This is a genomic window from Streptomyces sp. NPDC050806, assembly GCF_055586425.1.
Genome location: NZ_JBVJIF010000011.1, coordinates 256677 through 279526, shown reverse-complemented (window position 1 = coordinate 279526; position 22850 = coordinate 256677). Strand labels below are relative to the sequence as shown.

The following is a 22850-nucleotide window of genomic DNA, read 5'->3' as shown; positions in this document are numbered from 1 at the left end:
GGTCAGCAGCCGCCGCAGTTGTAGTAGAGGACGTCCCAGTGGGAGCCCTCCTTGGCGTAGATGTTGCCGGAACCGGACTGGTACATCGGCGCGCCGTCGCCGCGTACGCCGATGTAGGCGAAGGTGCCGGTCACGTAGTTGCTGACGCAGCTGCTCAGCGCGAAGTCCAGCTTGTAGCCGTTCCAGTGGCTGTACGTGCCGCTCGCGTGGCCGGTCTCGGTGCCGCCGGTGATGTTCAGCGCGCAGCCGCTCGCCTTCTTGAGCGTGACGGCGCCCTGGGCGGTGGCCTGGTTCAGCTGGTCGAAGGAGGTGCAGGTCGGGGTGTTGCGGTCCGAACAGCCGCCGGAGGAGGACCAGGTGATGCCGGCGTTGCGGAACATCGTGGTGGCCTGGGAGTGGGTGAGCTTGGTGACGGCGTGCGCCTCGCCGGCGCCGGTGAGGACGCCGAAGCCGGGGGCGAACAGGACGCCGAGGACGAGGGCCAGCGCGCTGAGGACGGTACGGACTCTCAAGGGGAACCTCCTGCGGTGAACCGGTGAACCGTGCGACGGATGTTTCGGCGGTGCAGGTGGAGCACCGCAGATGATGCCCGACCTCTACGCGCGTCGCCAGCCCTTGTGAGCAGGGCGGACGAAGACCGTCCCGCCATCCCCCGACAGAAAGGTTGAATTTTGAACCAGAGAGGTCTACGCTCGATCTCGTTGAACGTTAAACAAGAAGTTCGACAGCAACGCCCGAGGTCCCCCCGACCCGTCCCCCGAGGAGGAGCCATGGCTCTGTTCAACCGCAAGCGCGCCACCGAGACCGCCGCCCCCGCCGCCACCGCGACCCTCGCGGCGGACCCCGCACTGGCCGCGCTGACCGGCGAGTACACCATCGACCCGGCACACAGCAGCATCGGCTTCACGGTGCGGCACGCCATGGTCACCAACGTCCGCGGCTCCTTCGGCGAGCACGAGGGCACCCTCCGCCTGGACGGTGCGAACCCGGCCGCCTCGACCGCCGCCATCGACGTGAGGATCGACAGCATCGACACCGGCATCGCGGACCGCGACGGCCACCTGAAGAGCGCCGACTTCTTCGACGCGGAGAAGTTCCCCCTGATGACCTTCCGCTCCACCGCCGTCGAGCAGACCGACAGCGAGACGTACCGGGTCACCGGCGACCTGACGATCAAGGACGTCACCAAGCCGCTCACCATCGACCTGGAGTTCAACGGCTCCGCCACCGACGTCTACGGCGCCGAGCGCGTGGGCTTCGAGGGCAGCGCCGAGATCCTCCGCTCCGAGTGGGGCCTGACGTGGAACGCCGCCCTGGAGACGGGCGGCGTGATGGTCAGCGACAAGGTCAAGCTGGTCTTCGACATCTCGGCGGTCAAGGGGGCTTGAGGGCTCCGGGGAGCCGGGGCCCCGCCCGTTCCCTGTCGGGGCCCCTCCCCCTCCCCGCCGGTGGGCCCCGCCCTCAGCCACTCCCCCTCGCCTGGCGCACATCGCCTAGATCGCAGGCTCGGCGGCCTTCGGTGCAGCATCCATGGCCCGATGGTCGCGTCGGTCACCGGGACAAGGAAACCACGTACATTCCCCACTATGGGACGTCCCGCAAGCTCTATAACGTCCCTACAGACATCCTGTGCTCCGGGGGCCATGCCCAACGAACGCCTGCGGTCCGTCATGGCATCTGGCGGGTGGACGCACGCTGCTCTCGCCGACGCCACCGGGGTCGACCCCAAATCCGTTGAACGCTGGGTGAATCTCGGCCGGAGCCCCAGGCGTGCCACAGCGCTCCAAGCCGCCGAGCTTCCAGGCGAGGACGTGCACGCACTCTGGCCGGCATTACGGCAGCCACGAGCCGCGCGGGCCGTCAGCCCGGAACTGGTCACCCTGTACGAACAGCGGGCAGACGTGCCCGTGTCCGTCTTCATCGATCTCATGGCTCCGGCGCGCGAACGGGCGGCGCAGGGATGCGCCGTGCGCATCGCCGTCGGCGACCCCGACAGCGAAAGAGTCCACCAGCGAGGCGGGGGCGAAAAGTTCGGGCACGGGATCGAGTCGCGTTGCCGGCTGGCGATCATGCACTACCGCCCTTTGTGCGGCACGCCGGGAATCGAGCTGCGTACGCACGCCGCAGCTCTCTACAACAGCCTGTACCGCGCCGACGATCAGATGCTGGTCAATGCGCACGTGTGGGGTGCAAACGCCTACGCCGCTCCCGTATGGCACCTGCGGCACAGCAGCGGCGGCACGCTCTTCAGCACCTACGCGGGCAGCTTCGACGCCGTGTGGGATACCGCCAGCCCCGTGACAGAGTGACGCCATGTCCCGTACTGAGTACTTCGACGATCCGAAGGCACCGGAACCGAACAGCATGGTCGTGGCGGCTTCCGCCGTGGTCGCCGACGCCGAGGGACGCATCCTCCTTCAGAAGCGCACCGACAACGGGCTGTGGGCCCTCCCCCGGTGGGGTCATGGAGCTGGCGGAATCCCTGCCGGACACGGCTGTCCGGGAAGTGAAGGAAGAGACCGGGCTGGACGTGGAGATCACCGGTCTGGTCGGTACGTACACGGACCCGCGTCACATCATCGAATACAGCGACGGCGAGGTGCGGCGGCAGTTCAATGTGTGCTTCACCGGGCGCGTGGTAGGAGGCTCGCTGACCGTCTCCAACGAGTCGACGGAGGTCCGATTCGTCGCGGCTGACGAGATCGGCACGCTGCCCATGCACCGAACCCAGCGCCTGCGCCTGCGTCACTTCTTGGAAAATCGCCGAGTTCCGTATCTGGGCCAGCCGGCACGGCGGTGGCCCCGGCCGGTTCGACGGAACCGGCCGGGGCCCTCGTACCTGTCGGGGTCAGTCCTGCGGCTCCACCCCCGCGCGGAGCAGGCCGTACGCGTACGCGTCGTCCAGGGCCTGCCACGACGCGGCGATGACGTTTTCCGCTACGCCCACCGTGGACCACTCGCCGCGGCCGTCGCCCGTGGAGACCAGGACGCGGGTGATCGAGCCGGTGCCGAGTGCGCCTTCCAGGATGCGGACCTTGTAGTCCACCAGCTCCATCGACGCGAGCTGCGGGTAGATCTGCTCCAGCGCGACCCGCAGCGCCCGGTCCAGGGCGTTGACCGGGCCGTTGCCCTCCGCCGTGGCCACTATCCGCTCGCCCTTCGCCCACAGCTTCACCGTGGCCTCGTTGGCGTGCGTGCCGTCCGGGCGGTCCTCCACGATCGCCCGCCAGGACTCGACGGTGAAGTAGCGCAGCGGCCTGCCCTGGACCTCCTCGCGCAGCAGGAGTTCGAAGGAGGCGTCGGCGGCCTCGTACGTGTAACCGGCGAGCTCGCGCTCCTTGACCCGCTCCACGACCCGGCCGACCAGTTCACGGTCGCCGCCGAGGTCTATTCCCAGCTCCTTGCCCTTGAGCTCGATCGAGGCGCGGCCGGCCATGTCGGAGACCAGCATCCGCATGGTGTTGCCGACCAGCTCGGGGGCGATGTGCTGGTACAGGTCCGGGTCGACCTTGATCGCGGAGGCGTGCAGGCCCGCCTTGTGCGCGAAGGCGGAGAGGCCGACGTAGGGCTGGTGGGTGGAGGGCGTGAGGTTCACGACCTCGGCGATGGCGTGCGAGATACGGGTGGTCTCGGCGAGCTTGCCCTCGGGCAGCACCTTGCGGCCGTACTTCAGCTCCAGTGCGGCCACGACCGGGAAGAGGTTGGAGTTGCCGACCCGCTCCCCGTAGCCGTTGGCGGTGCACTGCACGTGCGTGGCGCCCGCGTCGACGGCGGCCAGGGTGTTGGCGACGGCGCAGCCGGTGTCGTCCTGGGCGTGGATGCCCAGCCGTGCGCCGGTGTCCGCGAGGACGGTCCGGACGACGGCGGTGACCTGGGCGGGGAGCATGCCGCCGTTGGTATCGCAGAGCACGACGACGTCCGCGCCGGCCGCACTGGCGGTACGGACGACCTGCTTGGCGTAGGCCGCGTCCAGCGCGTAGCCGTCGAAGAAGTGCTCGCAGTCCAGGAAGACCCGGCGGCCCTGTTCGCGCAGGTACGCGACGGTGTCCCGGATCATCGCCAGGTTCTCCTCCGGCGTGGTGCGCAGGGCCAGTTCCACATGGCGGACGTGGGACTTGGCGACCAGGGTGATCACCGGCGCTTTGGAGTCCAGCAGGGCCTTGACCTGCGCGTCGTCCTCGACGCGTACGCCGGCCTTGCGGGTGGCCCCAAAGGCGACCAGCTGTGCGTGGCGGAAGGGGACCTCTTCCTGTACGCGCTGGAAGAACTCGGTGTCCCGGGGGTTGGCGCCGGGCCAGCCGCCCTCGATGAAGCCCACGCCGAAGTCGTCCAGGTGGCGTGCGATGGTCAGCTTGTCCGCGACGGTCAGGTTGATGCCCTCGCGCTGCGCGCCGTCGCGCAGCGTCGTGTCGAACACATGGAAATCGTCGGACAGAGGAGAGGGTTCTGAGGTGTCCGTCATGCTGGTCTGGCTCCTGTCGGGATCTCGGTCTACCGGAATTACCGGCTCCACCGTCCCCTCATGATCCCTCGCGCTCCGTTCCCGGTGGCTGGTGGGCCGGGAAACGAAAAAACCTCTCGCGGGTGCGAGAGGTCTGCGCGCGGGTCTGGGACGACGGTGCCGCGCCGTACTCGGTTTCGTACGGGGCGGTCACTGCGGACCGGCGCGCCTGCTGCCAATAATCATGGCGAACGAGAGCATGGGGGCAGTCTTGCATACGACTGCCCCCAAAGCGCCCACCGTCTCAGGATGCGAGCAGTCGCTGATCCTTCCCCTCGGCCGCCTCGTCCTTGGTGACGCGGTGGAGGTCGATGGTGCGGGTTTCCCGCATCGTCAGGTAGACGACCAGGGAGACGGCGGCGCAGCCGGCGACGTACCAGTAGTAGCCGGACTCGATGCCGCCCTTCTTGAACCACAGGGCGACGTACTCGGCGGTGCCGCCGAAGAGGGCATTGGCGATGGCGTACGGCAGGGCGACGCCGAGGGCGCGGATGCCGGTGGGGAACAGCTCGGCCTTCACGCAGGCGTTGATCGAGGTGTAGCCGGTGACGACGACGAGGGCGAGCAGGGCGAGGCCGAGGGCGGGCCAGAAGGAGCCGGCGTGCCGCAGCAGGGTCATGATCGGCACGGTGAGGAAGGTCGAGCCGATGGCGAAGGTGATCAGCAGCGGGCGGCGGCCGATGCGGTCGGACAGCTTGCCGGCCAGCGGCTGGATGCACATGAAGACGAAGAGGGCGCAGAAGCTGACCAGGGAGGCGGTCGGCTTGGCCAGGCCGGCGCTGTTGGAGAGGTACTTGGTGAGGTAGGTGGTGTACGTGTAGTACGCCACGGTGCCGCCCATGGTGAGGGCGATGACCAGGAACGCCTCGCGCTTGTGGGCCCACAGGGCCTTGAGGGTGCCGCGGTCGGGGTCGGCGTTGGCGGTGTCGTCCTCGGCGTAGACCTCGGTCTCCAGCATGTTGCGGCGGAGGTAGAAGACGATGGCGGCGCCGAGGGCGCCGATGATGAAGGGGATGCGCCAGGCCCAGCTGTGGAGCGCGTCCTCGGACATGGTGCGCTGGAGGATGATCTGGAGGCCGAGGCCGAGGAGCTGGCCGGCGGTCATCGAGACGTACTGGAAGCTGGAGGCGAAGCCGCGGCGGCCGGGTGCGGAGGCTTCGGTGAGGTAGGTGGCGCTGGCGGCGTACTCGCCGCCGACGGAGAGGCCCTGGAGCATGCGGGCGACGAGGAGGACGGCGACGCCGCCGTAGCCGGCGACCGCGTAGGTGGGGGCGACCGCGATGAGGACGGCGGAGGCCGACATCAGGGTGACGGTGAGCGTGAGGGCGGCCTTGCGGCCCTTGCGGTCGCCGACCCGGCCGAGCAGCCAGCCGCCGACCGGTCGCATGAAGAAGCCGACCGCGAAGACGCCCATGGTGTTCATGAGGTTGGCGGTCTCATTGCCCTTGGGGAAGAAGGAGTCCGCGAAGTACACGGCGAAGCTCGCGTACACGAACCAGTCGAACCACTCGACCATGTTGCCGGCGGACCCGACCCAGATCTTCTTCCATTGCTCTCGTCCCATAGCCGAGAACGGTGCCGGAGCTGGGACTTTTCGGCAAGGGTGCACCGGACAACGATCAGGCTTCGTTCCGTGCCTTACGTGCGTTCGCCGTCGGCCCGCGTGAGCGTTTCGTCCAGGAAGTCGCGTACGTGTCCGAGTACGTCCGGGCGGGAGAGGCCGGGGAGGCCGACGACGAGGTGGGTGCCGAAGCCGTCGAGGAGGGCGCGGGTGCGGGTGGCGAAACGTTCGGCGTCGATGGTGCGCAGTTCGCCTTTGGAGGCGCCTTCGACGAGGAGGGCGACGAGGTCGCGGTGCCAGGCGAGTTCCAGGTCGAGCTGGCGCTGGCGGGTGGCGTCGTCGGCGTTCTGGGAGCGGTTCCAGACCTCCAGCCAGAGGGTCCAGCGGGGGTCGCGGGGGCCGTCGGGGAGGTAGAGGTCGACGAGGGCGTCGATGCGGTCGCGGGTGGGGGCGGGGCGGGCCAGCTCGGCGCGGCGCTGCGCGCCGAGCTGTTCCTCGCTCCACTGGAGGGTCTGGAGCAGCAGCTCGTCCTTGGTGCCGAAGTAGTAGAGGATGTGGCCGCTGCTCATGCCGACCTCGCGGCCGAGTCCGGCCATGGTGAGCCGGTCCAGGCCCTCTTCGGCGATGGTGGTCATGGCCGCGGCGAGCACCTGCTCGCGTGGCTGGCTGAGCCGCCGCCGGGGACGGCGTGCGGGACCGGGCACGGTGACCTCCTGGACCGGCTGATCGGTGGCTGATCAGACCTTGGGCTGCTGCTGGGTGATGCAGTGGATGCCGCCACCCGCAGCGAAGATCGTACGGGCGTCGACGAGGGTGACCGTACGGCCGGGGAAGAGCCGGCGGAAGATTCCGGCGGCGTGCTCGTCGCGCGGGTCGTCGAAGGAGCAGAGGACGACGCCGTCGTTGCAGAGGTAGTGGTTGATGTAGGAGTAGTCGACGAACTCGCCGTCCTCCTCGATGACGGTGGGTGCCGGTACTTCGACGACCTCCAGCTGCCGGCCGCGGGCGTCGGTGGCGCTCTGCAGGATCTTGACGATTTCGGTGCAGACCGCGTGGTCGGGGTGGGCGGGGTCGGGCTGGGTGTGGACGACGACGGTGCCGGGGCGGGCGAAGGCGGCGACGATGTCGACGTGGCCGCGGGTGCCGAACTGCCCGTAGTCGGCGGTGAGGCCGCGGGGCAGCCAGATCGCCTTGGTGGTGCCGAGGTGGGCGTGGATCTCGGCTTCGACCTCGTCGCGGGTGCGGCCGGGGTTGCGGCCGGGGTCGAGCTGGACGGTCTCGGTGAGCAGGACGGTGCCCTCGCCGTCGATGTGGAGGCCGCCGCCCTCGTTGACGAGGGGGGTGGCGTAGCGGCGGGCGCCGGCGAGGCCGGCGACCTCGCCGGCGATCTTCGCGTCGTGTTCCCAGCGCGCCCACTCCTGGGCGCCCCAGCCGTTGAACACCCAGTCGGTCGCGGCGAGTTGGCCGTGTCCGGCGAGGAAGGTGGGGCCGATGTCGCGCATCCAGGCGTCGTTCAGTTCCCGCTCGACGACGTCGATGTCGGGGCCGAGGAGGCCGCGCGCGTTGGCGGTCTGGCCGGGCCCCGCGACGACGGTGACGGGTTCGAAGCGGCGTACGGCGCGTGCCACGCGGGCCCAGGCGACGCGGGCTTCGGAGAGGTCGGTGCCGCCTTCTTCGCCGAAGGTGAAGTTGGGGCCGGGCCAGGCCATCCAGGTGCGCTCGTGGGGTGCCCACTCCGGGGGCATGGCGTATCCGTCGGCGGCGGGGGTGGCGCCGGTGGCGGGGAGGGGCTGGTCCGTCATGAACTGCGTCCTTGCGTGGGAGAGGGCGAGGGTGTGGAAGGCGGGACGGCCGCCCGGGGAGGGGCGGCCGCCCCGGTGCCGCCCGGGAAGGGACGGGGCCCCGGGCGGGGCGTGCCGGCCGCAGCGGGGCAGGCCGCTGCGGCAGGTGCGGGGCCGGTCCGGGCAGCGCGGACCGGCGGGAGGGGACGCCGTCCCGCACGAACGGACGCCCCCGGTCGGGTGCCGGCCCGGGTGTGCCGGGCGGCGGTTGCGGTGCCGGCTCAGAGGAAGTAGAGCCGGGACAGCGAGACGTGGTCGGCGGGGTCGGAGCGCATGGGGGCGCCGTCGAGGGTGACCAGTCCGGTGTCGCCGTCGACCTGGACGTTGCCGACGCGGTCGTTGAGCAGCAGGTCGCGGGGGCCGATGCCGCGGGTGCCGCGGACGGCGACGCGGCGGCGCCGGGTGGGCAGCGAGTCGAAGGCCCTGCCGGGCGAGCCCGCTTCGACCGCGGCGCCGCTGACGAAGGCGACGGACAGGTCGGCGGCGGTGGCGCCGTGGCCGCCGAACAGCGGGCCCATGACGAGGGGTTCGCAGGTGTCGGTGGCGGCGTTGGGGTCGCCGGTGACGCCCCACGCGGGGAAGCCGGACTTCAGGACCATCTGCGGCTTGGCGCCGAAGTAGCGGGGCTGCCAGAGGGCGATGTCGGCCATCTTGCCGACTTCGAGGGAGCCGATCTCGTGGGAGAGGCCGTGGGCGATGGCGGGGTTGATGGTGAGCTTGGCCATGTAGCGGAGGACGCGGGCGTTGTCGTCGTGCGCGCCGTCGCCCTCCATGGGGCCGAGTTCGGCCTTCATCTTGCCGGCCATGGCGAAGGTGCGGCGTACGGTCTCGCCGGCGCGGCCCATGCCCTGCGCGTCGGAGGAGGTGATGCCGATGGCGCCCAGGTCGTGCAGGACGTCCTCGGCGCCCATGGTGCCGGAGCGGATCCGGTCGCGGGCCATGGCGGCGTCGCCGGGCAGGTCCGTCTTCAGGTCGTGGACGGAGACGATCATGCCGTAGTGCTCGGCGACCGCGTCCCGGCCGAAGGGCAGCGTGGGGTTGGTGGAGGAGCCGATGACGTTCTCCACGCCCGCCATCTTCAGGACGTTGGGTACGTGGCCGCCGCCGCAGCCCTCGATGTGGAAGGCGTGGATGGTACGGCCGTCGAGGACGGAGAGGGTGTCCTCGACCGACAGGCACTCGTTGAGGCCGTCGCTGTGCAGGGCGACCTGGACGTCGTGTTCCTCGGCGACGCGCAGGGCGGTGTCCAGGGCGCGGGTGTGGGCGCCCATGTCCTCGTGGACCTTGAAGCCGGAGGCGCCGCCCTCGGCGAGCGCCTCGACGAGCGGGGCCGGGTCCGAGGAGGAGCCGCGGCCGAGGAAGCCGATGTTGACGGGCCAGGCGTCGAAGGAGTTGAAGGCGTGCCGCAGGGCCCAGGGCGAGTTGACGCCGACACCCCAGACGGGGCCGAACTCCTGGCCGATGATGGAGGTGACGCCGGAGGCCAGGGAGGCCTCCATGATGCGCGGCGAGAGCAGGTGGACGTGGGTGTCCACCGCGCCCGCCGTGGCTATCAGGCCCTCACCGGAGACGATCGAGGTGCCGGTGCCGACGACGACGTCGATACCGTCCGTGGTGTCGGGGTTGCCGGCCCGGCCGATGCCGCTGATGCGGCCCTCGCGGATGCCGATGGACACCTTGCGGATGCCCTGGACGGCGTCGATGACGAGGACGTTGCTGATGACGACGTCACAGGTCTCGCGGACGGCGGCGGCCTTGAGGTGCAGGCCGTCGCGGGCGGTCTTGCCGAAGCCGGCGAGGAATTCGTCGCCGGGCTTCTGGGCGTCGGACTCGACGCGTACGACGAGGCCGGTGTCGCCGAGGACGACCCGGTCGCCGGCCCGGGGGCCGTGCACGGACGCGTATTCCTGCGGGTCGATGGTCATGCCCGCTCCTCCTCTTCGGTGCTCGCCCCCAGGTAGCCGCAGGCGGCGGCCCGCCGCAGCGCTTCTTCCTTGGCCCCCGGTGCGTCGAGCGGGCCGTCCACCAGGCCCGCGAAGCCGATGGCGATCCGTTCGCCGCCGATCGGCAGGAGGCCGACCTGTTCCTCGGCGCCCGGGTCGAAGCGCTGGGAGGAGCCGGCGGGGACGTTGAGCCGCATGCCGTAGGCGGCGGCGCGGTCGAAGTCGAGCCGGGGGTTGGCCTCGAAGAAGTGGAAGTGGGAGGTGACGCTGACGGGGACGGTCGCGGTGTTGCGGACGCGGACGGTGACCGCGGGCTCGGGGGCCGTGTCGGCGGGGCCGGGCAGGATCGCGCCGGGTGCCGCGTCGCCCATCGATCCCCCGGCGATGGGGTCGCTGACCACGGCGAGCCGGGAGCCGTCGTCGAAGACGGCCTCGACGTGCACCTCGGTCACGACGTCGGCGACGCCGGGCAGCACGTCGTCCGGGCCGAGGACCGCGCGGGCCGCCTCGATGGCGTCGGCCAGCCGGCCGCCGTCCCTGGCCACCTCGCAGACCGTGTCCGCGACCAGCGCCGTCGCCTCGGGCACGTTCAGCTTCAGGCCGCGTGCCCTGCGCGCTCTCGCCAGTTCGGCGGCGCCGAACAGCAGCAGCCGGTCGCGCTCGGTCGGGGTCAGCCGCATGCCACCACACCTCCTGATCGATTAGAGCGTCACTCTAACCACAGTATCGAGGCGTGGGAAGGGGTTGACCGCACACAGGGGCATGGGTCACATTGAGCGCCGCTCAATAAACCGGAACGCTTCCCCCCGGAGCGGCCACCCCCCGACAGTTGTCCGGCCTCTCAGAGGAGCCCTCTCATGCCGATCGAACAACGCGGAGTCGACACGATCCCCGACGAGGAACGCACCAGCAGCCCCCGCGATCTCGTCTCCATCCTGCTCGGTTCGAACCTCGCCCTCGGCGTGGTGATCTTCGGGTGGCTGCCGGTCTCCTTCGGGCTGGGGTTCTGGCCGTCGGTCACCTCCCTCACCGTCGGCACCCTCGTCGGCACGCTGCTCACCGCGCCGCTCGCGCTGGTCTCGCTGCGTACCGGCACCAACCTCTCCACCAGTTCCGGCGCGCACTTCGGGGTGCGCGGCCGGCTGGTCGGCTCGGTGATCGGCCTGCTGCTCTCGCTCGGCTACACCGCGCTCACCCTCTGGGTGGGCGGCGACGCCGTCGTCGGCACGCTCGCCAGGCTCACCGGCCTGCCCGACAGCGGCGCGAGCTATGCGGCCGTCTACGCCCTGCTCGCCGTCTGCACGGCCGCCGGCGCGGTCTACGGCTACAAGCTCCTGCTCCGCCTCTCCCGCGTCCTCGCGCTCGGCATGACGGCGATCCTCGCCGTCGGCCTGTTCGCCTACGCGCCGGACTTCACCACCGCCGCGCCGCACGGCAGCGCGTACCTGCTCGGCAGCTTCTGGCCCACCTGGCTGCTCGCCGTGGTCTCGGCCGGACTGAGCGGCCCGATCGCCTTCATCACGCTGCTCGGCGACTACACCCGGTACATCTCCCCGCGCCGCCACGGCTCCCGCAAGGTGTTCCTGGCCACCTGCCTCGGGCTGGTCGCGGGCCTGCTGATCCCCCAGCTCTTCGGCACCTTCACCGCGCTCGCGGTCGGCGCGGGCGAGGACTACGCCGGGCCGCTCGTGGCGGGCGCGCCGTTCTGGTTCCTCGCGCCGCTCTTCCTCGCCGCCTCGGCGGGCTCGGTCGGCAACGCGGGCCTGATGCTGTACTCGATGGGCCTGGACCTCGACGCGATCCTGCCGCGCGCCACCCGCACCCAGGCGACGTACGTCGTCGCCGCGGTCGCCACGTTCTTCGTCTACCTCGGCCACTTCGCGTGGGACGCGCAGGACGCGATGACCTCGTTCATGCTGCTGCTCACCGCGGTCGGCACGCCCTGGGCGGTGATCACCGTCATCGGCTTCGCGCGCTGCCGCGGGGTGTACGACTCCGAGGCGCTGCAGGTCTACAACCGCCGCTCCCGGGGCGGCCGGTACTGGTACACCGCGGGCTGGAACGCGCCCGCCACGGCGGCGTGGGCGCTGGGCTCGCTGGTCGGCCTGGCGGCGGTGGACACCCCGCTCTACACCGGCCCGCTGGTCCCGTACACCGGCGGCATCGATCTCTCGTTCCTGCTGTCGGCGCTGGTCGCGGCCGTGCTGTACGGGGCGCTGACGCGTCGCCCGGCGGCCCTGCCGGTGTCCGTCGCGCCGGTGGAGGAGGCCCCTGCGGAGGTGCCCTAGCGCGGCGTGTGCCGTACGGCGACGGGCCGTCCCGGGGCGCGGAGGCGCACCCGGGACGGCCCGTCGCCGTCGGCTTCCGTCGGAGGTCAGCCCAGCGGGTGCATCCAGCCATGGGTGTCCGCCGCCGTGCCGCGCTGGATGTCCAGCAGGGCCTCGCGGAGCTTCATGGTGACCTCGCCGGGCTCGCCGCCGCCCTGCTGCCACTCGGCGCCGGTGCGCTTCACCGTGCCGACGGGCGTGATGACCGCGGCGGTGCCGCAGGCGAAGACCTCGGTGAGCGTGCCGTTCTCGGTGTCGGCCTGCCACTGGTCGATGGAGACGCGCGCCTCCTCCGCCTCGTAGCCCAGGTCGCGGGCGACGGTGAGCAGGGAGTCACGGGTGACACCCGCGAGGAGCGAGCCCGTCAGCGTCGGGGTGACGATCTTCGGCCGGCCGTCCGCGCCGCCGTTCCCGTACACGAAGTACAGGTTCATGCCGCCCAGCTCCTCGACCCACTTGTGCTCCACGGCGTCGAGGTAGGCGACCTGGTCGCAGCCCTTCTCGGCGGCCTCGGCCTGGGCGAGCAGGGACGCGGCGTAGTTGCCGCCGGTCTTGGCGTCGCCCATGCCGCCGGGGACGGCACGCACCCGGTCCTCGGACAGCCAGATGGAGACGGGCTTGACGCCGCCGGGGAAGTAGGCGCCGGCGGGCGAGGCGATCACGAGGAAGAGGTACTCGTTGGCGGGCTTCACGCCGAGGCCGACCTCGGTGGCGAACATGAAGGGGCGCAGGTAGAGCGACTCCTCGCCGCCGTGCGCCGGGACCCAGCCCTTGTCCTGCTCGACCAGCGCGTCGCAGGCGGCGAGGAAGGTCTCGACGGGCAGTTCGGGCATGCCGAGGCGGCGCGCGGAGCGCTGGAAGCGCTGGGCGTTGGCCTCGGGCCGGAAGGTGGCGACGGAGCCGTCGGGCCGGCGGTACGCCTTCAGCCCCTCGAAGATCGTCTGGGCGTAGTGCAGCGTCATGTTCGCCGGGTCGATGGAGAGCGGCGCGTACGGGACGAGCTGTGCGTCGTGCCAGCCGCGGCCCTCGGTCCACCGAACGGTCACCATGTGATCGGTGAAGTGCCGGCCGAAGCCGGGGCTGGCCAGGATCTTCTCGCGCTCCGCTGCGGACAGCGGGTGCGCGGAGGGCTTGAGCTCGATCGTGGGCGTCGTCATGAGTGCGTGTCCTTCACCGGTGAGGTTGTGGCGGCCGCGCTCATGACGTCCTGTCGGTACGTGGACGTCCGAGTTCCCTCCCGTACGCGGTCCCGCGTCCGATTATCGCTCGTGTGGGACCGCGGAGAGGAAGGAGGTGACGTAATGCTCAAGCGCGACCTGGGGTCGATGGTCGCACCCAACCGCCGAGTAGCCCAGCGGCCGGGTGCCTTGTCAGGCATCGCCGCTGGGCTACGGGCAGAGACAGCTTCAGCTGTCGTGTCGAAGCAGCGGCGTCAGCCCGCTACTCGGCCGGCGAGCGCGTCGCCGATCTCGTCGGTGGTGCGGGCCGTTCCGTCGCGGCCTTCGAGGTCCGTGGCGACGGCCTCCTCGATGCGGGTGGCCTCGGCGTCGTAGCCGAGGTGCCGCAGGAGGAGCGCGACGGAGAGGATGGTCGCCGTCGGGTCGGCCTTGCCGGTGCCCGCGATGTCCGGGGCCGAGCCGTGGACCGGCTCGAACATGGACGGGAAGGCGCCGGAAGGATTGATGTTGCCGGAGGCGGCCAGGCCGATGCCGCCGGTCACGGCAGCGGCGAGGTCGGTGAGGATGTCACCGAAGAGGTTGTCGGTGACGATGACGTCGAAGCGCTCCGGCTGCGTGACGAAGAAGATCGTCGCGGCGTCGACGTGCAGGTAGTCGGTGGTGACCTCGGGGTACTCCTCGCCGACCTTGTCGAAGATGTTCTTCCACATGTGGCCGGCGTGGACCAGGACGTTGTTCTTGTGGACCAGCGTCAGCTTCTTGCGCGGGCGGGCCTGGGCGCGCTCGTACGCGTCCCGCACGACCCGCTCGACGCCGTACGCCGTGTTCAGGCTCACCTCGGTGGCGACCTCGTGGGGCGTACCGGTGCGCAGGCTGCCGCCGTTGCCGGTGTAGGGGCCCTCGGTGCCCTCGCGGACGACGACGAAGTCGATGTCGGGGCGGCCGGCCAGCGGGGTGCTGGTGTTCGGGAAGAGCTTCGACGGGCGCAGGTTGACGAAGTGGTCGAACGCGAAGCGGAGCTTCAGCAGCAGGCCGCGCTCCAGGACGCCGGAGGGCACGGACGGGTCGCCGATCGCGCCGAGCAGGATCGCGTCGTGCTGCTTGAGCGACTCCATCTCCGCGTCCGGCAGGGTCTCGCCGGTCGCGTGCCATCGCTTGGCGCCCAGGTCGTACTCCTGGGTTTCCAGCTTCACGTCCTGCGGGAGGACGGCCGAGAGGACCTTGAGGCCCTGGGCCACGACTTCCTGGCCGATACCGTCACCGGGGATCACTGCGAGGCGAATGCTGCGAGACATGCCTGGACCCTACTCTTCGTCCCAGGGGCTGACATCCACCGTCCGGCATACGGACACATGGTGAGCCGTACAGCTGAGGTTAACCGGGAGTACGTCATCCGGTTCCGGGGCGATGGGACGTTACCGGCATGGCTTCCCGTGAGACCCCCACGTCCCCCGACATCCCCCGCTTCGGCATCCCGGAGCGGATCGCCGCCCGCATGTCCATGGCCGAGCAGCACGAGTACCTGCGCACCAAGCTGTCCCGCCGCGGACTGCTGCGCACCTCGGCGGCGGGTGCGGGGATCGTCGCGGGCAGCGGGCTGCTCGGCACCACCACGGCCTGCGCGTCGCCGCGCTCCACGACCCTGCTCTCCACGCCCGCCACGGCCACGGTGGACGGCTCGATGGTGGCGCCCTTCGGCCGGCACCTGCAGTTCGGCGCCGACCCGAAGACGCAGATGCGGGTCTCCTGGCAGGTGCCGTTCGCGGTGAAGCGGCCGTACCTGCGGGTGGGCCTGAAGCCGTGGGACCTCAGCCGGAAGATCGAGGCGGAGGTGCGGGACCTGCACACCCCCGCGCTCACGAAGAAGCTGCCGGCCGTCGACCAGTACTACCTGCACGCCGCGCTGGACGGCCTGAAGCCGGGCACGACGTACTACTACGGCGTCGGCCACGACGGCTTCGACCCGGCCGACGCGCGCCACTTCTCCACCGTCGGCACGTTCCGTACGGCTCCCGCGCGGCCGGAGAAGTTCGTCTTCACCGCCTTCGGCGACCAGGGCGTCAGCTACGACGCACTCGCCAACGACCAGCTGATCCTGGGCCAGAACCCCTCGTTCCACCTGCACGCGGGCGACATCTGCTACGCCGACCCGGACGGCCAGGGGTCGGCGGAGGACACCTACGACGCGCGGGTGTGGGACCAGTTCCTGGCGCAGACGGAGACGGTCGCCAAGTCGGTGCCGTGGATGGTGACGACCGGCAACCACGACATGGAGGCCTGGTACTCCCCCGACGGCTACGGCGGCCAGCTGGCCCGCTGGTCGCTGCCGGAGAACGGCCCGGACCCGAGGAAGGCGCCCGGCGTCTACTCCTTCACCTACGGCAACGTGGGCGTGGTCGCGCTGGACGCCAACGACGTCAGCTACGAGATCACCGCGAACACCGGCTACACGAACGGGAAGCAGACCCGGTGGCTGGACCGCCGCCTCGGCGAGCTGCGCGGCCGCGACGACATCGACTTCCTCGTGGTCTTCTTCCACCACTGCGCGTTCTCCACGACCGTCTCGCACGCCTCGGACGGCGGCGTGCGGGACGCCTGGCTGCCGCTCTTCGAGAAGCACGGCGTGGACCTGGTGATCAACGGCCACAACCACATCTACGAGCGCACCGACGCGATCAAGGGCACCGATGTGTCCCGCAAGGTGCCGGTCGGCGGCCATGTGGACTCCGCGCACGAGGGCATCGTGTACGTCACGGCGGGCGGCGCGGGCAAGGCGCTGTACAAGTTCCCGGTGCCGGACAGCTACGAGGGGCACGTGAAGGACCTGGACGAGGTGGAGACGTACCACTGGGTGAAGGGCGGCGGGAAGAACACCGACAACGTGGCCTGGTCGCGGGTGCGCTACACCGGTTTCTCCTTCCTCGCGGTGGAGGTCGAGACCGGCCACCGCCCCCGGATGAAGGTCACCGCGCTCGCCGAGACGGGCGAGCGGGTCGACCACTTCGAGGTGACGCGGTCGGCCGCCGCCCCGGCGAAGGGCTGAGCGGACCGGCCGGGGCGGTCAGCCGTTCGGGAGGATCACGGCCCGGCCGTTGATCCGCCCGTGGTGCAGCCGCTCGTAGGCCAGCGGCGCGTCGTCGATGCCGTACGTCTCGACGTGCACCCGGAGCGCGCCGGCCCGGGCCAGCTGCAGGACCTCGGCTAGTTCGGCGCGGCTGCCCCAGTACGGCGCGGCCACCGACACCTCGTACTCCGAGGTGCCGAAGCCGACGGGCAGCGCGCCGCCGCCGAGGCCGACGATCGTCACGTCCGCCTCGACGGCCGCGACCGCGCCCGCGGTGGTGACGGTGGGCGGCGCGCCGACGAAGTCCAGGACGAGCTGGGCGCCGAGGCCGCCGGTCAGTCCGCGGACGGCCGCCGCGGCGTTCTCGTCGGAGAGCACCGTCTCGTGCGCCCCGACCTCGCGGGCCAGCGCCAGCTTCTCCTCGCTGACGTCCAGGGCGATCACCCGGGCCGTGCTCAGCGCGCGCAGCAGCTGGATGGCGACGTGGCCGAGGCCGCCGGTGCCGATGACGACGGCGGTGGAGCCGGGCACCAGCTTCGGCAGCGAGCGCTTGATGGCGTGGTATGGGGTGAGGCCCGCGTCGGTGAGCGGCACGGCCTGTACGGGGTCCAGGCCACCGAGCGGCAGCAGGTGGCGGGCGTCGTCGACGAGCAGGTACTCGGCGAGCGCGCCGGGGGCGCCCAGGCCGGGCGGGCGGATGCCGAGCTCGGGGGCGCGCAGGCAGTAGTTCTCCTTGCCCTCGGCGCACTTGACGCAGGAGCCGCAGCCCCACGGGCCGTACACGGCGACCTGGTCGCCCACGGCGAAGCCGGTGACGCCGTCGCCGAGCGCGGCGACCGTGCCGGCGCCCTCGTGGCCGAGGGTGAGCGGCAGCGGGAAGGGCAGCCGGTCCGCAGGCCACTGCATGACCGAGAAGTCGGAGTGGCAGACCCCGGCGGCGGTCACCTTCAGCAGGACCTGGCCGGGCCCCGGTACGGGCACGGGCACCTCGACGACCTCGGGCGCGGCGCCCACGGTGCGGTACTGGACGGCCTTCATCGTGGCCTTCATGGCGAACCTCCTCGTTCTGCGGCGAGCGCCGCGAATGCCTGGTCGACCAGACGGGGCAGCGCCCCCGTGTCCCCGCCGCGCACCCAGGCGGTCTGTGCGGCGATCAGGGCCCCGGCGCCCGCGCCGACCAGTACGGCGGGGCGCAGGTCGGTGTCGGGGTCGGTGCCGAGCCGGTCGGCGAGGATGCGGACGGAGTCCTCCTGGGCGTCCACCCGGGTGTGCTGGAGGGCGGCGAAGAGCGCCGGCTCCTGTTCGGCGAGGCGCAGCAGGTCGAACATCCGCGGGCGGCGGTGCCAGGCGGGGTTGTCCGGGTCGGCGAGCCAGTCCCGTACGGCCCGGTGGTAGGCGGTCAGCGGCGGTTCGCCGGCGGGCCGGGCGCGCAGGGCGCGGTTGATCCGGTCGGCGTCGGCGCGGAGGCAGTCCACAACGGCGCTCTCCTTGCCGGTGAAGTGGCGGCTGAACGTGCGGCGGGTGACGTCGGCGCGGGCGGCGATCGCCTCGACGGTGACGGCGGCGAGTCCGCGCTCCAGCGCGAGGGCGAGCGCGGCGGCCGCGAGCCGGTCCCGGGTACGGCGCGCGGCCTGCACCTTTCGACCCGGTTCGGGCGCTTCGTCAGCCATGCGTGCACCGTACACCCAAATGTGTCCCGGCGGGACACATGTCCCGCCGGGACATCGGGAAATGGGTGTGAACCGTGCGACAGCCCAGCTCCCCCGGACAGCGAATCCCCAGGTCACAGCCGCACGCACGGCACCGTCACCCGTACGCCGTCTCAGATAGTAGGAAGACCAAGTAATTGTGCAGACAGCACGGCCCGGCTGTCCTAACTTTGTAGGAAGCCGAACGTCTCGCTCCACCCAGCGAAGGCGGCTCAGGCCGGCGCGCACGCACAGGTGACCCCTGGCGCGACCTGGCCCCGCCCGCTCCGGCGTCGCATTCCGCTTTCTCGGCATCTCGGGGATCGAACAGAGGAGAGACGTGGCCATGGCCGAAACCGCTGCCCCTGCCCGCAGGATCCGTCACCGCGTGCGCACGTCCGGCGAGACCGACCGCAGGAACGCCGCCGCTGCTCTGCAGCGCGCCCTGGACCGCCGCGACAACGGCGGCGCGACCGGGCACTGAACGTGAAACCGCCCCCGTCCGGCAGTCTGTGCTGCCGGACGGGGGCGGAGTGCGTGCGGCCGGGCCGGCCGCGCTGCCCCGGGCCTCAGCCCATGTGCGGGTAGCGGTAGTCGGTCGGGGCGACCATCGTCTCCTTGATGGCGCGCGGCGACATCCAGCGCAGCAGGTTGAACTTCGAACCCGCCTTGTCGTTGGTGCCCGAGGCGCGGCCGCCGCCGAAGGGCTGCTGGCCGACGATCGAGCCGGTGGGGCGGTCGTTGATGTAGAAGTTGCCGGCCGCGAAGCGCAGCTTCTCCGACACCTCGGCGACGACCTGCCGGTCCTTGGCCAGGACGGCGCCGGTCAGCGCGTACGCCGAGGCCGACTCCATCTGCTCGACCGTGGCGTCGAAGTCCGCGTCCTCGTAGACGTGGACGGCCATGATCGGGCCGAAGTACTCGGTCTTGAAGACCTCGTTCTCCGGGTCGGAGCAGACGATGACGGTCGGGCGGACGAAGTAGCCCACCGAGTCGTCGTACGTGCCGCCCGCGACGATCTCGCAGGCCGGGTCGGCCTTGGCGCGGTCGATGGCGGCCTTGTTCTTGGCGAAGGACCGGTCGTCGATGACGGCGCCGATGAAGTTGCTCAGGTCGGAGGTGTCACCCATGGTCAGGGACTCGACCTCGGCGACCAGGTCGTCCTTGAGGCCGTTCTCCCAGGTGGAGCGGGCGATGTAGGCGCGCGAGGCCGCGGAGCACTTCTGGCCCTGGTACTCGAACGCGCCGCGGGTGATGGCGGTCTTCAGGATCGCCGGGTCCGCGGTGGGGTGGGCGACGATGAAGTCCTTGCCGCCGGTCTCGCCGACCAGACGCGGGTAGGAGCGGTAGGTCTCGATGTTCTGGCCGACCTCCTTCCACAGGTACTGGAAGGTCTTGGTGGAGCCGGTGAAGTGCACGCCGGCCAGCTCCGGGTGCGGCAGCGCGACCTCGGAGACCTCCTTGCCGTCCCCGGTGACCAGGTTGATGACGCCCTTGGGCAGCCCGGCCTCCTCCAGCAGCTCCATGAGCAGGATGGCGGAGTGGGTCTGGGTGGGGGACGGCTTCCAGACCACCACGTTGCCCATCAGGGCGGGCGCGGTGGGCAGGTTGCCGGCGATCGCGGTGAAGTTGAACGGCGTGATCGCGTAGACGAAGCCCTCCAGCGGGCGGTGGTCCAGCCGGTTCCACACCCCGTTGGGCTGCATGGGGGGCTGCTCGCTCAGCAGCTCGCGCGCGAAGTGCACGTTGAAGCGCCAGAAGTCCACCAGCTCGCACGGCGCGTCGATCTCGGCCTGCTGGGCGGTCTTGGACTGGCCGAGCATGGTCGAGGCGGCGATCGTCTCGCGCCACGGGCCGGACAGCAGGTCGGCGGCCTTCAGCAGGATCGCGGCGCGGTCGTCGAAGGACATCGCGCGCCAGGCCGGGGCCGCGGCCAGCGCCGCGTCCACGGCCTCCTGCGCGTCGGCCTTCGTGGCATTGGCGTAGGTGCCCAGCACAGCCTTGTGGTTGTGGGGCTGCACGACGTCGAAGCGCTCGCCGCCGCCCATCCGCTTCTCACCGTTGATGGTCATCGGGAGGTCGATGGGGTTCTCGGCGAGCTCCTTGAGCTTCGCCTCCAGGCGGGCGCGCTCCGGGGAGCCGGGGGCGTAGCCGTGGACCGGCTCGTTGTACGGGGCGGGGACGTGGGTCACAGCGTCCATGGCGGCCGTGTCTCCTTCTGTCGGGTGCGGGTGCGAAGTCTGTGGTGTGCGGGGCGGCCCGGGGGCGGGCCCGGACGGGGGCTCAGCCCCGGGTGAGCAGCGAGCGGGCGAAGAACGCGAGGTTCGCGGGACGCTCGGCCAGCCGGCGCATGAAGTAGCCGTACCAGTCGGTGCCGTAGGCGACGTAGACGCGCATGCGGTGGCCCTCCGCGGCGAGCCGTCGCTGCTCGTCGTCCCGGATGCCGTAGAGCATCTGGAACTCGTAGTCCTCGTTCTTGCGGCCGGCGCGGAAGGCGAGGTCCTGGGCGATGGCGACCATGCGCGGGTCGTGCGACCCGACCATGGGGTAGCCCTCGCCCTCCATCAGGATCTTCAGGCAGCGGACGTACGCCTTGTCCACCTCGGCCTTGTCCTGGAAGGCGACGGTGGCGGGCTCCTTGTACGCGCCCTTCACCAGCCTCACCCGCGAGCCTTCCCCGGCCAGCGCGCGGCAGTCGTCCTCGGTACGGAAGAGGTAGGACTGCAGCACCGCGCCGGTCTGCGGGAAGCGTTCCCGCAGCTCGGCCAGGATGGCGAGGGTGGAGTCCACGGTGGTGTGGTCCTCCATGTCCAGGGTGACCGTCGTGCCGATCGCGGCGGCGGCCTCGACGACCGGGACGACGTTCTTCAGGGCCAGCTCGTGGCCGCCGGGCAGGGCCTGCCCGAAGGCGGAGAGCTTGACCGACATCTCGGCCCTGGCGCCCAGGCCCAGCGGCTTCAGGCCCTCGACCAGCTCCAGGTAGGAGTCCCGGTTGCGGAGCGCCTGCGCGGGGTCGGTGATGTCCTCGCCCAGCACGTCCAGGGTGACCTCCAGACCGGCGTCGGCCAGGGAGCGGACGGCGGGGACGGTGTCGCCCAGGGTCTCGCCCGCGATGAAGCGGTCGACGACGGAGCGGGTGACCGGCGCGGCCGAGACGAGACGGCGCATTTTGTCGCTGCGCGCTGCGGCGAGGATCACGGGACCCAGCACGGGACACCTCCACGGTTCACGGATGACAGATGCCGAGCGTGCAAGGCGCGCCGGCAGGACGAGCCACCAGAAACGTAAGTTTCACGGTACGTCGGTAGCCATCGACAGCTGTCACGCCTTCGTGTCCGGGATCTCAGACAGATGTATGAGAATGTGCGGGGACAATGGCGCAGACGTGACCGGAGAGGAGCCAGGCGGCGCATGCCAGGGGACTACGAGCAGCTGGTGGACGAGATCTCGGCGGCGCTCGGCGCGCCCGCGACGCTGGAGGACCGGGACTTCCGGCTGATCGCGTTCGGGGCGCACGAGGGCGACGACGACTCGATGATGGACCCGGTGCGGACCCGGTCCATCCTCCAGCGGCGCTCCACGGCCGCCGTCCGCGCCTGGTTCGAGGGGTTCGGCATCGCCCGCGCCAAGTCCGCGCTGCGCATCCCGCCGGACCCCGCGGCCGGGGTCTTCAAGGGCCGCATCTGCCTGCCCGTACGCCACCGCGGCATCGTGCACGGCTACGTCTGGCTGCTGGACGACGGCCACCTCAGCAACCTGGAGCTGGGCGGCCGCGGCACGCCGCCCGACCCGCGCATCGAGCAGGCGATGGAGACCGCCACGCGGATCGGCGCGCTGCTGGCGGCCGAGGCCCGGGCCGGTGCCGAACTGGGCGATCTGCTGAGGGAGTTGCTGCTGAGCGGGGCGGCGGACCGGCCGGCGGCAGCGGCCGCGCTGCGCGGCGCGCTGCGGCCCGGCGCGACCGAGGCACCGCTCGCGGTGGTCGCCGTGACGCCCTGGGACACCTCCGACACCGACGCGGCTCCGCTGCCCGGCCTGCCGGGGCTGCTCGCCGCGAGCGCGATGCCGGCGGGCGCGGCCGGGACGGAGGGCGCGGACGGGACGAGGAGCGCGGACGGGCGCCCCGGCGGGCCGCCCGGCGCGGGGTCCAGGGCCGGGACGTGCGGGCACACCCTGGCCGCGCTCGTACGCCTGCGGACGGCCGGCGGACTTGCGCCCGCGCACTCCGCGGCCGAGCATCTGCTGCGCTCCCCGCGGGCCGGTGGCGGGGCCGCCGCCGGCCTCGGGGCCACCCGTGAGGAGCCGACCGCGCTGCCCGGCGCCTGGCGCGAGGCGCTGGCCGCCGCCCGCGCCGCGCACGCCGAGCCGCGGCTGGGCCCGGTCGCGCAGTGGGACGCCATCGGCGCGTACCGCCTGCTGACGGGCCTCCCGGCCGGTACCTCGGATGAAACGATTCGCCCCCTGCTCTCCCCCACCCACGCCGAACTGGCGCGCACCGTCGAGGCGTTCCTGGACTGCGCGGGCCAGGCCAGCCGCACGGCCCAGTCGCTCGGCATCCACCGGCAGACGCTCTACTACCGGCTGGGCCGGGTGGAGAAACTCACCGGCCTGGACCTCGACGAGGGCTCCGACCGCCTCCTGCTCCACATGGCACTGAAGTCGGCACGGCTGTAAGGGTCTTCGACGGGCGGCGGGAGGCCGCCCCCCGTGCGTCGTTCCGTAACACCGGGAAACATCCGTGTCATCG

General features: G+C 71.3%; 19 protein-coding genes and 1 pseudogene. 7 read left to right on the top strand and 13 right to left on the bottom strand.

Translation table 11 applies throughout. From position 1 onward, the window contains the following. Positions 1–2 precede the first annotated feature (2 nt). The gene (locus ACZ6WH_RS32860) at positions 3–512 is read right to left on the bottom strand and encodes a hypothetical protein (protein WP_432859081.1); all 510 of its coding nucleotides are present in this window, start codon (positions 510–512) and stop codon (positions 3–5) included. A 258-nt stretch (positions 513–770) separates the two neighbouring features. On the opposite strand from ACZ6WH_RS32860, the gene ACZ6WH_RS32855 reads away from it, so the two are divergent. The 3 genes and pseudogenes from ACZ6WH_RS32855 to ACZ6WH_RS32845 all read left to right on the top strand — a co-directional run. Beyond that, positions 771–1388: a YceI family protein gene (locus tag ACZ6WH_RS32855; RefSeq protein ID WP_469733050.1), complete on the top strand. Its 618-nt coding sequence runs from the start codon at positions 771–773 to the stop codon at positions 1386–1388. A gap of 255 nt (positions 1389–1643) precedes the next feature. Next, complete coding sequence (locus ACZ6WH_RS32850) at positions 1644–2309, top strand: helix-turn-helix domain-containing protein (RefSeq protein ID WP_469733048.1); 666 nt, start codon at positions 1644–1646, stop codon at positions 2307–2309. Positions 2310–2313: 4 nt separating this feature from the next. Then, positions 2314–2782: pseudogene (locus tag ACZ6WH_RS32845) on the top strand (NUDIX domain-containing protein); the annotation flags it as partial. 66 nt (positions 2783–2848) lie between these two features. On the opposite strand, the gene cimA reads toward ACZ6WH_RS32845, so the two are convergent. The 6 genes from cimA to ureA all read right to left on the bottom strand — a co-directional run bounded on the left by cimA (position 2849) and on the right by ureA (position 10526). Further along, the gene (cimA, locus tag ACZ6WH_RS32840; RefSeq protein WP_469733046.1) at positions 2849–4462 is read right to left on the bottom strand and encodes a citramalate synthase; all 1614 of its coding nucleotides are present in this window, start codon (positions 4460–4462) and stop codon (positions 2849–2851) included. 283 nt (positions 4463–4745) lie between these two features. Continuing rightward, complete coding sequence (locus ACZ6WH_RS32835; RefSeq protein ID WP_469733044.1) at positions 4746–6065, bottom strand: MFS transporter; 1320 nt, start codon at positions 6063–6065, stop codon at positions 4746–4748. A 74-nt stretch (positions 6066–6139) separates the two neighbouring features. Beyond that, a complete protein-coding gene (locus ACZ6WH_RS32830) occupies positions 6140–6766 on the bottom strand; it encodes a TetR/AcrR family transcriptional regulator (protein ID WP_432859073.1) in 627 nt (208 codons plus the stop codon). 33 nt (positions 6767–6799) lie between these two features. Next, positions 6800–7864, bottom strand: coding sequence for an agmatine deiminase family protein (locus tag ACZ6WH_RS32825; RefSeq protein WP_469733042.1), 1065 nt, complete (start codon positions 7862–7864; stop codon positions 6800–6802). Between the two features lie 260 nt (positions 7865–8124). Continuing rightward, a complete protein-coding gene (locus ACZ6WH_RS32820; protein ID WP_469733040.1) occupies positions 8125–9828 on the bottom strand; it encodes an urease subunit alpha in 1704 nt (567 codons plus the stop codon). Beyond that, on the bottom strand, positions 9825–10526 hold the full coding sequence (ureA, locus tag ACZ6WH_RS32815; RefSeq protein WP_469733038.1) for an urease subunit gamma: 702 nt from the start codon (positions 10524–10526) through the stop codon (positions 9825–9827). Before ureA ends, ACZ6WH_RS32820 begins: the two co-directional genes overlap by 4 nt. A gap of 177 nt (positions 10527–10703) precedes the next feature. On the opposite strand from ureA, the gene ACZ6WH_RS32810 reads away from it, so the two are divergent. Then, positions 10704–12134 (top strand): cytosine permease, encoded by a 1431-nt coding sequence (locus ACZ6WH_RS32810; RefSeq protein WP_469733036.1) that lies wholly within the window; start codon positions 10704–10706, stop codon positions 12132–12134. An 86-nt stretch (positions 12135–12220) separates the two neighbouring features. On the opposite strand, the gene ACZ6WH_RS32805 is transcribed toward ACZ6WH_RS32810, so the two are convergent. Further along, entirely contained in the window at positions 12221–13330 is a 1110-nt protein-coding gene (locus ACZ6WH_RS32805; protein ID WP_469733034.1) for a branched-chain amino acid aminotransferase, read from the bottom strand. Between the two features lie 275 nt (positions 13331–13605). Beyond that, positions 13606–14646 (bottom strand): 3-isopropylmalate dehydrogenase, encoded by a 1041-nt coding sequence (locus ACZ6WH_RS32800; protein ID WP_469733032.1) that lies wholly within the window; start codon positions 14644–14646, stop codon positions 13606–13608. A gap of 128 nt (positions 14647–14774) precedes the next feature. Here ACZ6WH_RS32800 and ACZ6WH_RS32795 point away from each other — a divergent pair, with 128 nt between their 5' ends. Then, positions 14775–16394 (top strand): purple acid phosphatase family protein, encoded by a 1620-nt coding sequence (locus tag ACZ6WH_RS32795; protein ID WP_469733030.1) that lies wholly within the window; start codon positions 14775–14777, stop codon positions 16392–16394. Positions 16395–16412: 18 nt separating this feature from the next. Here the strand turns inward: ACZ6WH_RS32795 and ACZ6WH_RS32790 are convergent, their stop codons facing one another. Both ACZ6WH_RS32790 and ACZ6WH_RS32785 read right to left on the bottom strand, forming a co-directional pair. Continuing rightward, positions 16413–17453 carry an NAD(P)-dependent alcohol dehydrogenase gene (locus ACZ6WH_RS32790; protein WP_469733224.1) on the bottom strand — a complete coding sequence of 347 codons (1041 nt, stop codon included), beginning with the start codon at positions 17451–17453 and terminating at the stop codon, positions 16413–16415. An 8-nt stretch (positions 17454–17461) separates the two neighbouring features. After that, on the bottom strand, positions 17462–18085 hold the full coding sequence (locus ACZ6WH_RS32785; protein WP_469733028.1) for a TetR/AcrR family transcriptional regulator: 624 nt from the start codon (positions 18083–18085) through the stop codon (positions 17462–17464). A 364-nt stretch (positions 18086–18449) separates the two neighbouring features. On the opposite strand from ACZ6WH_RS32785, the gene ACZ6WH_RS32780 reads away from it, so the two are divergent. Next, positions 18450–18587, top strand: coding sequence for a hypothetical protein (locus tag ACZ6WH_RS32780; protein WP_351598443.1), 138 nt, complete (start codon positions 18450–18452; stop codon positions 18585–18587). Between the two features lie 85 nt (positions 18588–18672). On the opposite strand, the gene pruA is transcribed toward ACZ6WH_RS32780, so the two are convergent. Together pruA and ACZ6WH_RS32770 are read right to left on the bottom strand one after the other, a co-directional pair. Beyond that, entirely contained in the window at positions 18673–20304 is a 1632-nt protein-coding gene (gene pruA, locus ACZ6WH_RS32775) for an L-glutamate gamma-semialdehyde dehydrogenase (RefSeq protein ID WP_469733026.1), read from the bottom strand. Positions 20305–20386: 82 nt separating this feature from the next. Next, the gene (locus ACZ6WH_RS32770; RefSeq protein WP_469733024.1) at positions 20387–21313 is read right to left on the bottom strand and encodes a proline dehydrogenase family protein; all 927 of its coding nucleotides are present in this window, start codon (positions 21311–21313) and stop codon (positions 20387–20389) included. Between the two features lie 201 nt (positions 21314–21514). Here ACZ6WH_RS32770 and ACZ6WH_RS32765 point away from each other — a divergent pair, with 201 nt between their 5' ends. Beyond that, on the top strand, positions 21515–22777 hold the full coding sequence (locus ACZ6WH_RS32765; RefSeq protein WP_469733022.1) for a PucR family transcriptional regulator: 1263 nt from the start codon (positions 21515–21517) through the stop codon (positions 22775–22777). Positions 22778–22850: the final 73 nt, after the last annotated feature.

Bases quoted from the DNA above. Each gene is read 5' to 3' on its own strand.
- ACZ6WH_RS32855 (WP_469733050.1), top strand. From the start codon at position 771: ATGGCTCTGTTCAACCGCAAGCGCGCCACCGAGACCGCCGCCCCCGCC.
- ACZ6WH_RS32850 (WP_469733048.1), top strand. From the start codon at position 1,644: ATGCCCAACGAACGCCTGCGGTCCGTCATGGCATCTGGCGGGTGGACG.
- cimA (WP_469733046.1), bottom strand. From the start codon at position 4,462: ATGACGGACACCTCAGAACCCTCTCCTCTGTCCGACGATTTCCATGTG.
- ACZ6WH_RS32835 (WP_469733044.1), bottom strand. From the start codon at position 6,065: ATGGGACGAGAGCAATGGAAGAAGATCTGGGTCGGGTCCGCCGGCAAC.
- ACZ6WH_RS32825 (WP_469733042.1), bottom strand. From the start codon at position 7,864: ATGACGGACCAGCCCCTCCCCGCCACCGGCGCCACCCCCGCCGCCGAC.
- ACZ6WH_RS32820 (WP_469733040.1), bottom strand. From the start codon at position 9,828: ATGACCATCGACCCGCAGGAATACGCGTCCGTGCACGGCCCCCGGGCC.
- ureA (WP_469733038.1), bottom strand. From the start codon at position 10,526: ATGCGGCTGACCCCGACCGAGCGCGACCGGCTGCTGCTGTTCGGCGCC.
- ACZ6WH_RS32810 (WP_469733036.1), top strand. From the start codon at position 10,704: ATGCCGATCGAACAACGCGGAGTCGACACGATCCCCGACGAGGAACGC.
- ACZ6WH_RS32805 (WP_469733034.1), bottom strand. From the start codon at position 13,330: ATGACGACGCCCACGATCGAGCTCAAGCCCTCCGCGCACCCGCTGTCC.
- ACZ6WH_RS32800 (WP_469733032.1), bottom strand. From the start codon at position 14,646: ATGTCTCGCAGCATTCGCCTCGCAGTGATCCCCGGTGACGGTATCGGC.
- ACZ6WH_RS32795 (WP_469733030.1), top strand. From the start codon at position 14,775: ATGGCTTCCCGTGAGACCCCCACGTCCCCCGACATCCCCCGCTTCGGC.
- ACZ6WH_RS32790 (WP_469733224.1), bottom strand. From the start codon at position 17,453: ATGAAGGCCGTCCAGTACCGCACCGTGGGCGCCGCGCCCGAGGTCGTC.
- ACZ6WH_RS32785 (WP_469733028.1), bottom strand. From the start codon at position 18,085: ATGGCTGACGAAGCGCCCGAACCGGGTCGAAAGGTGCAGGCCGCGCGC.
- ACZ6WH_RS32780 (WP_351598443.1), top strand. From the start codon at position 18,450: ATGGCCGAAACCGCTGCCCCTGCCCGCAGGATCCGTCACCGCGTGCGC.
- pruA (WP_469733026.1), bottom strand. From the start codon at position 20,304: ATGGACGCTGTGACCCACGTCCCCGCCCCGTACAACGAGCCGGTCCAC.
- ACZ6WH_RS32765 (WP_469733022.1), top strand. From the start codon at position 21,515: ATGCCAGGGGACTACGAGCAGCTGGTGGACGAGATCTCGGCGGCGCTC.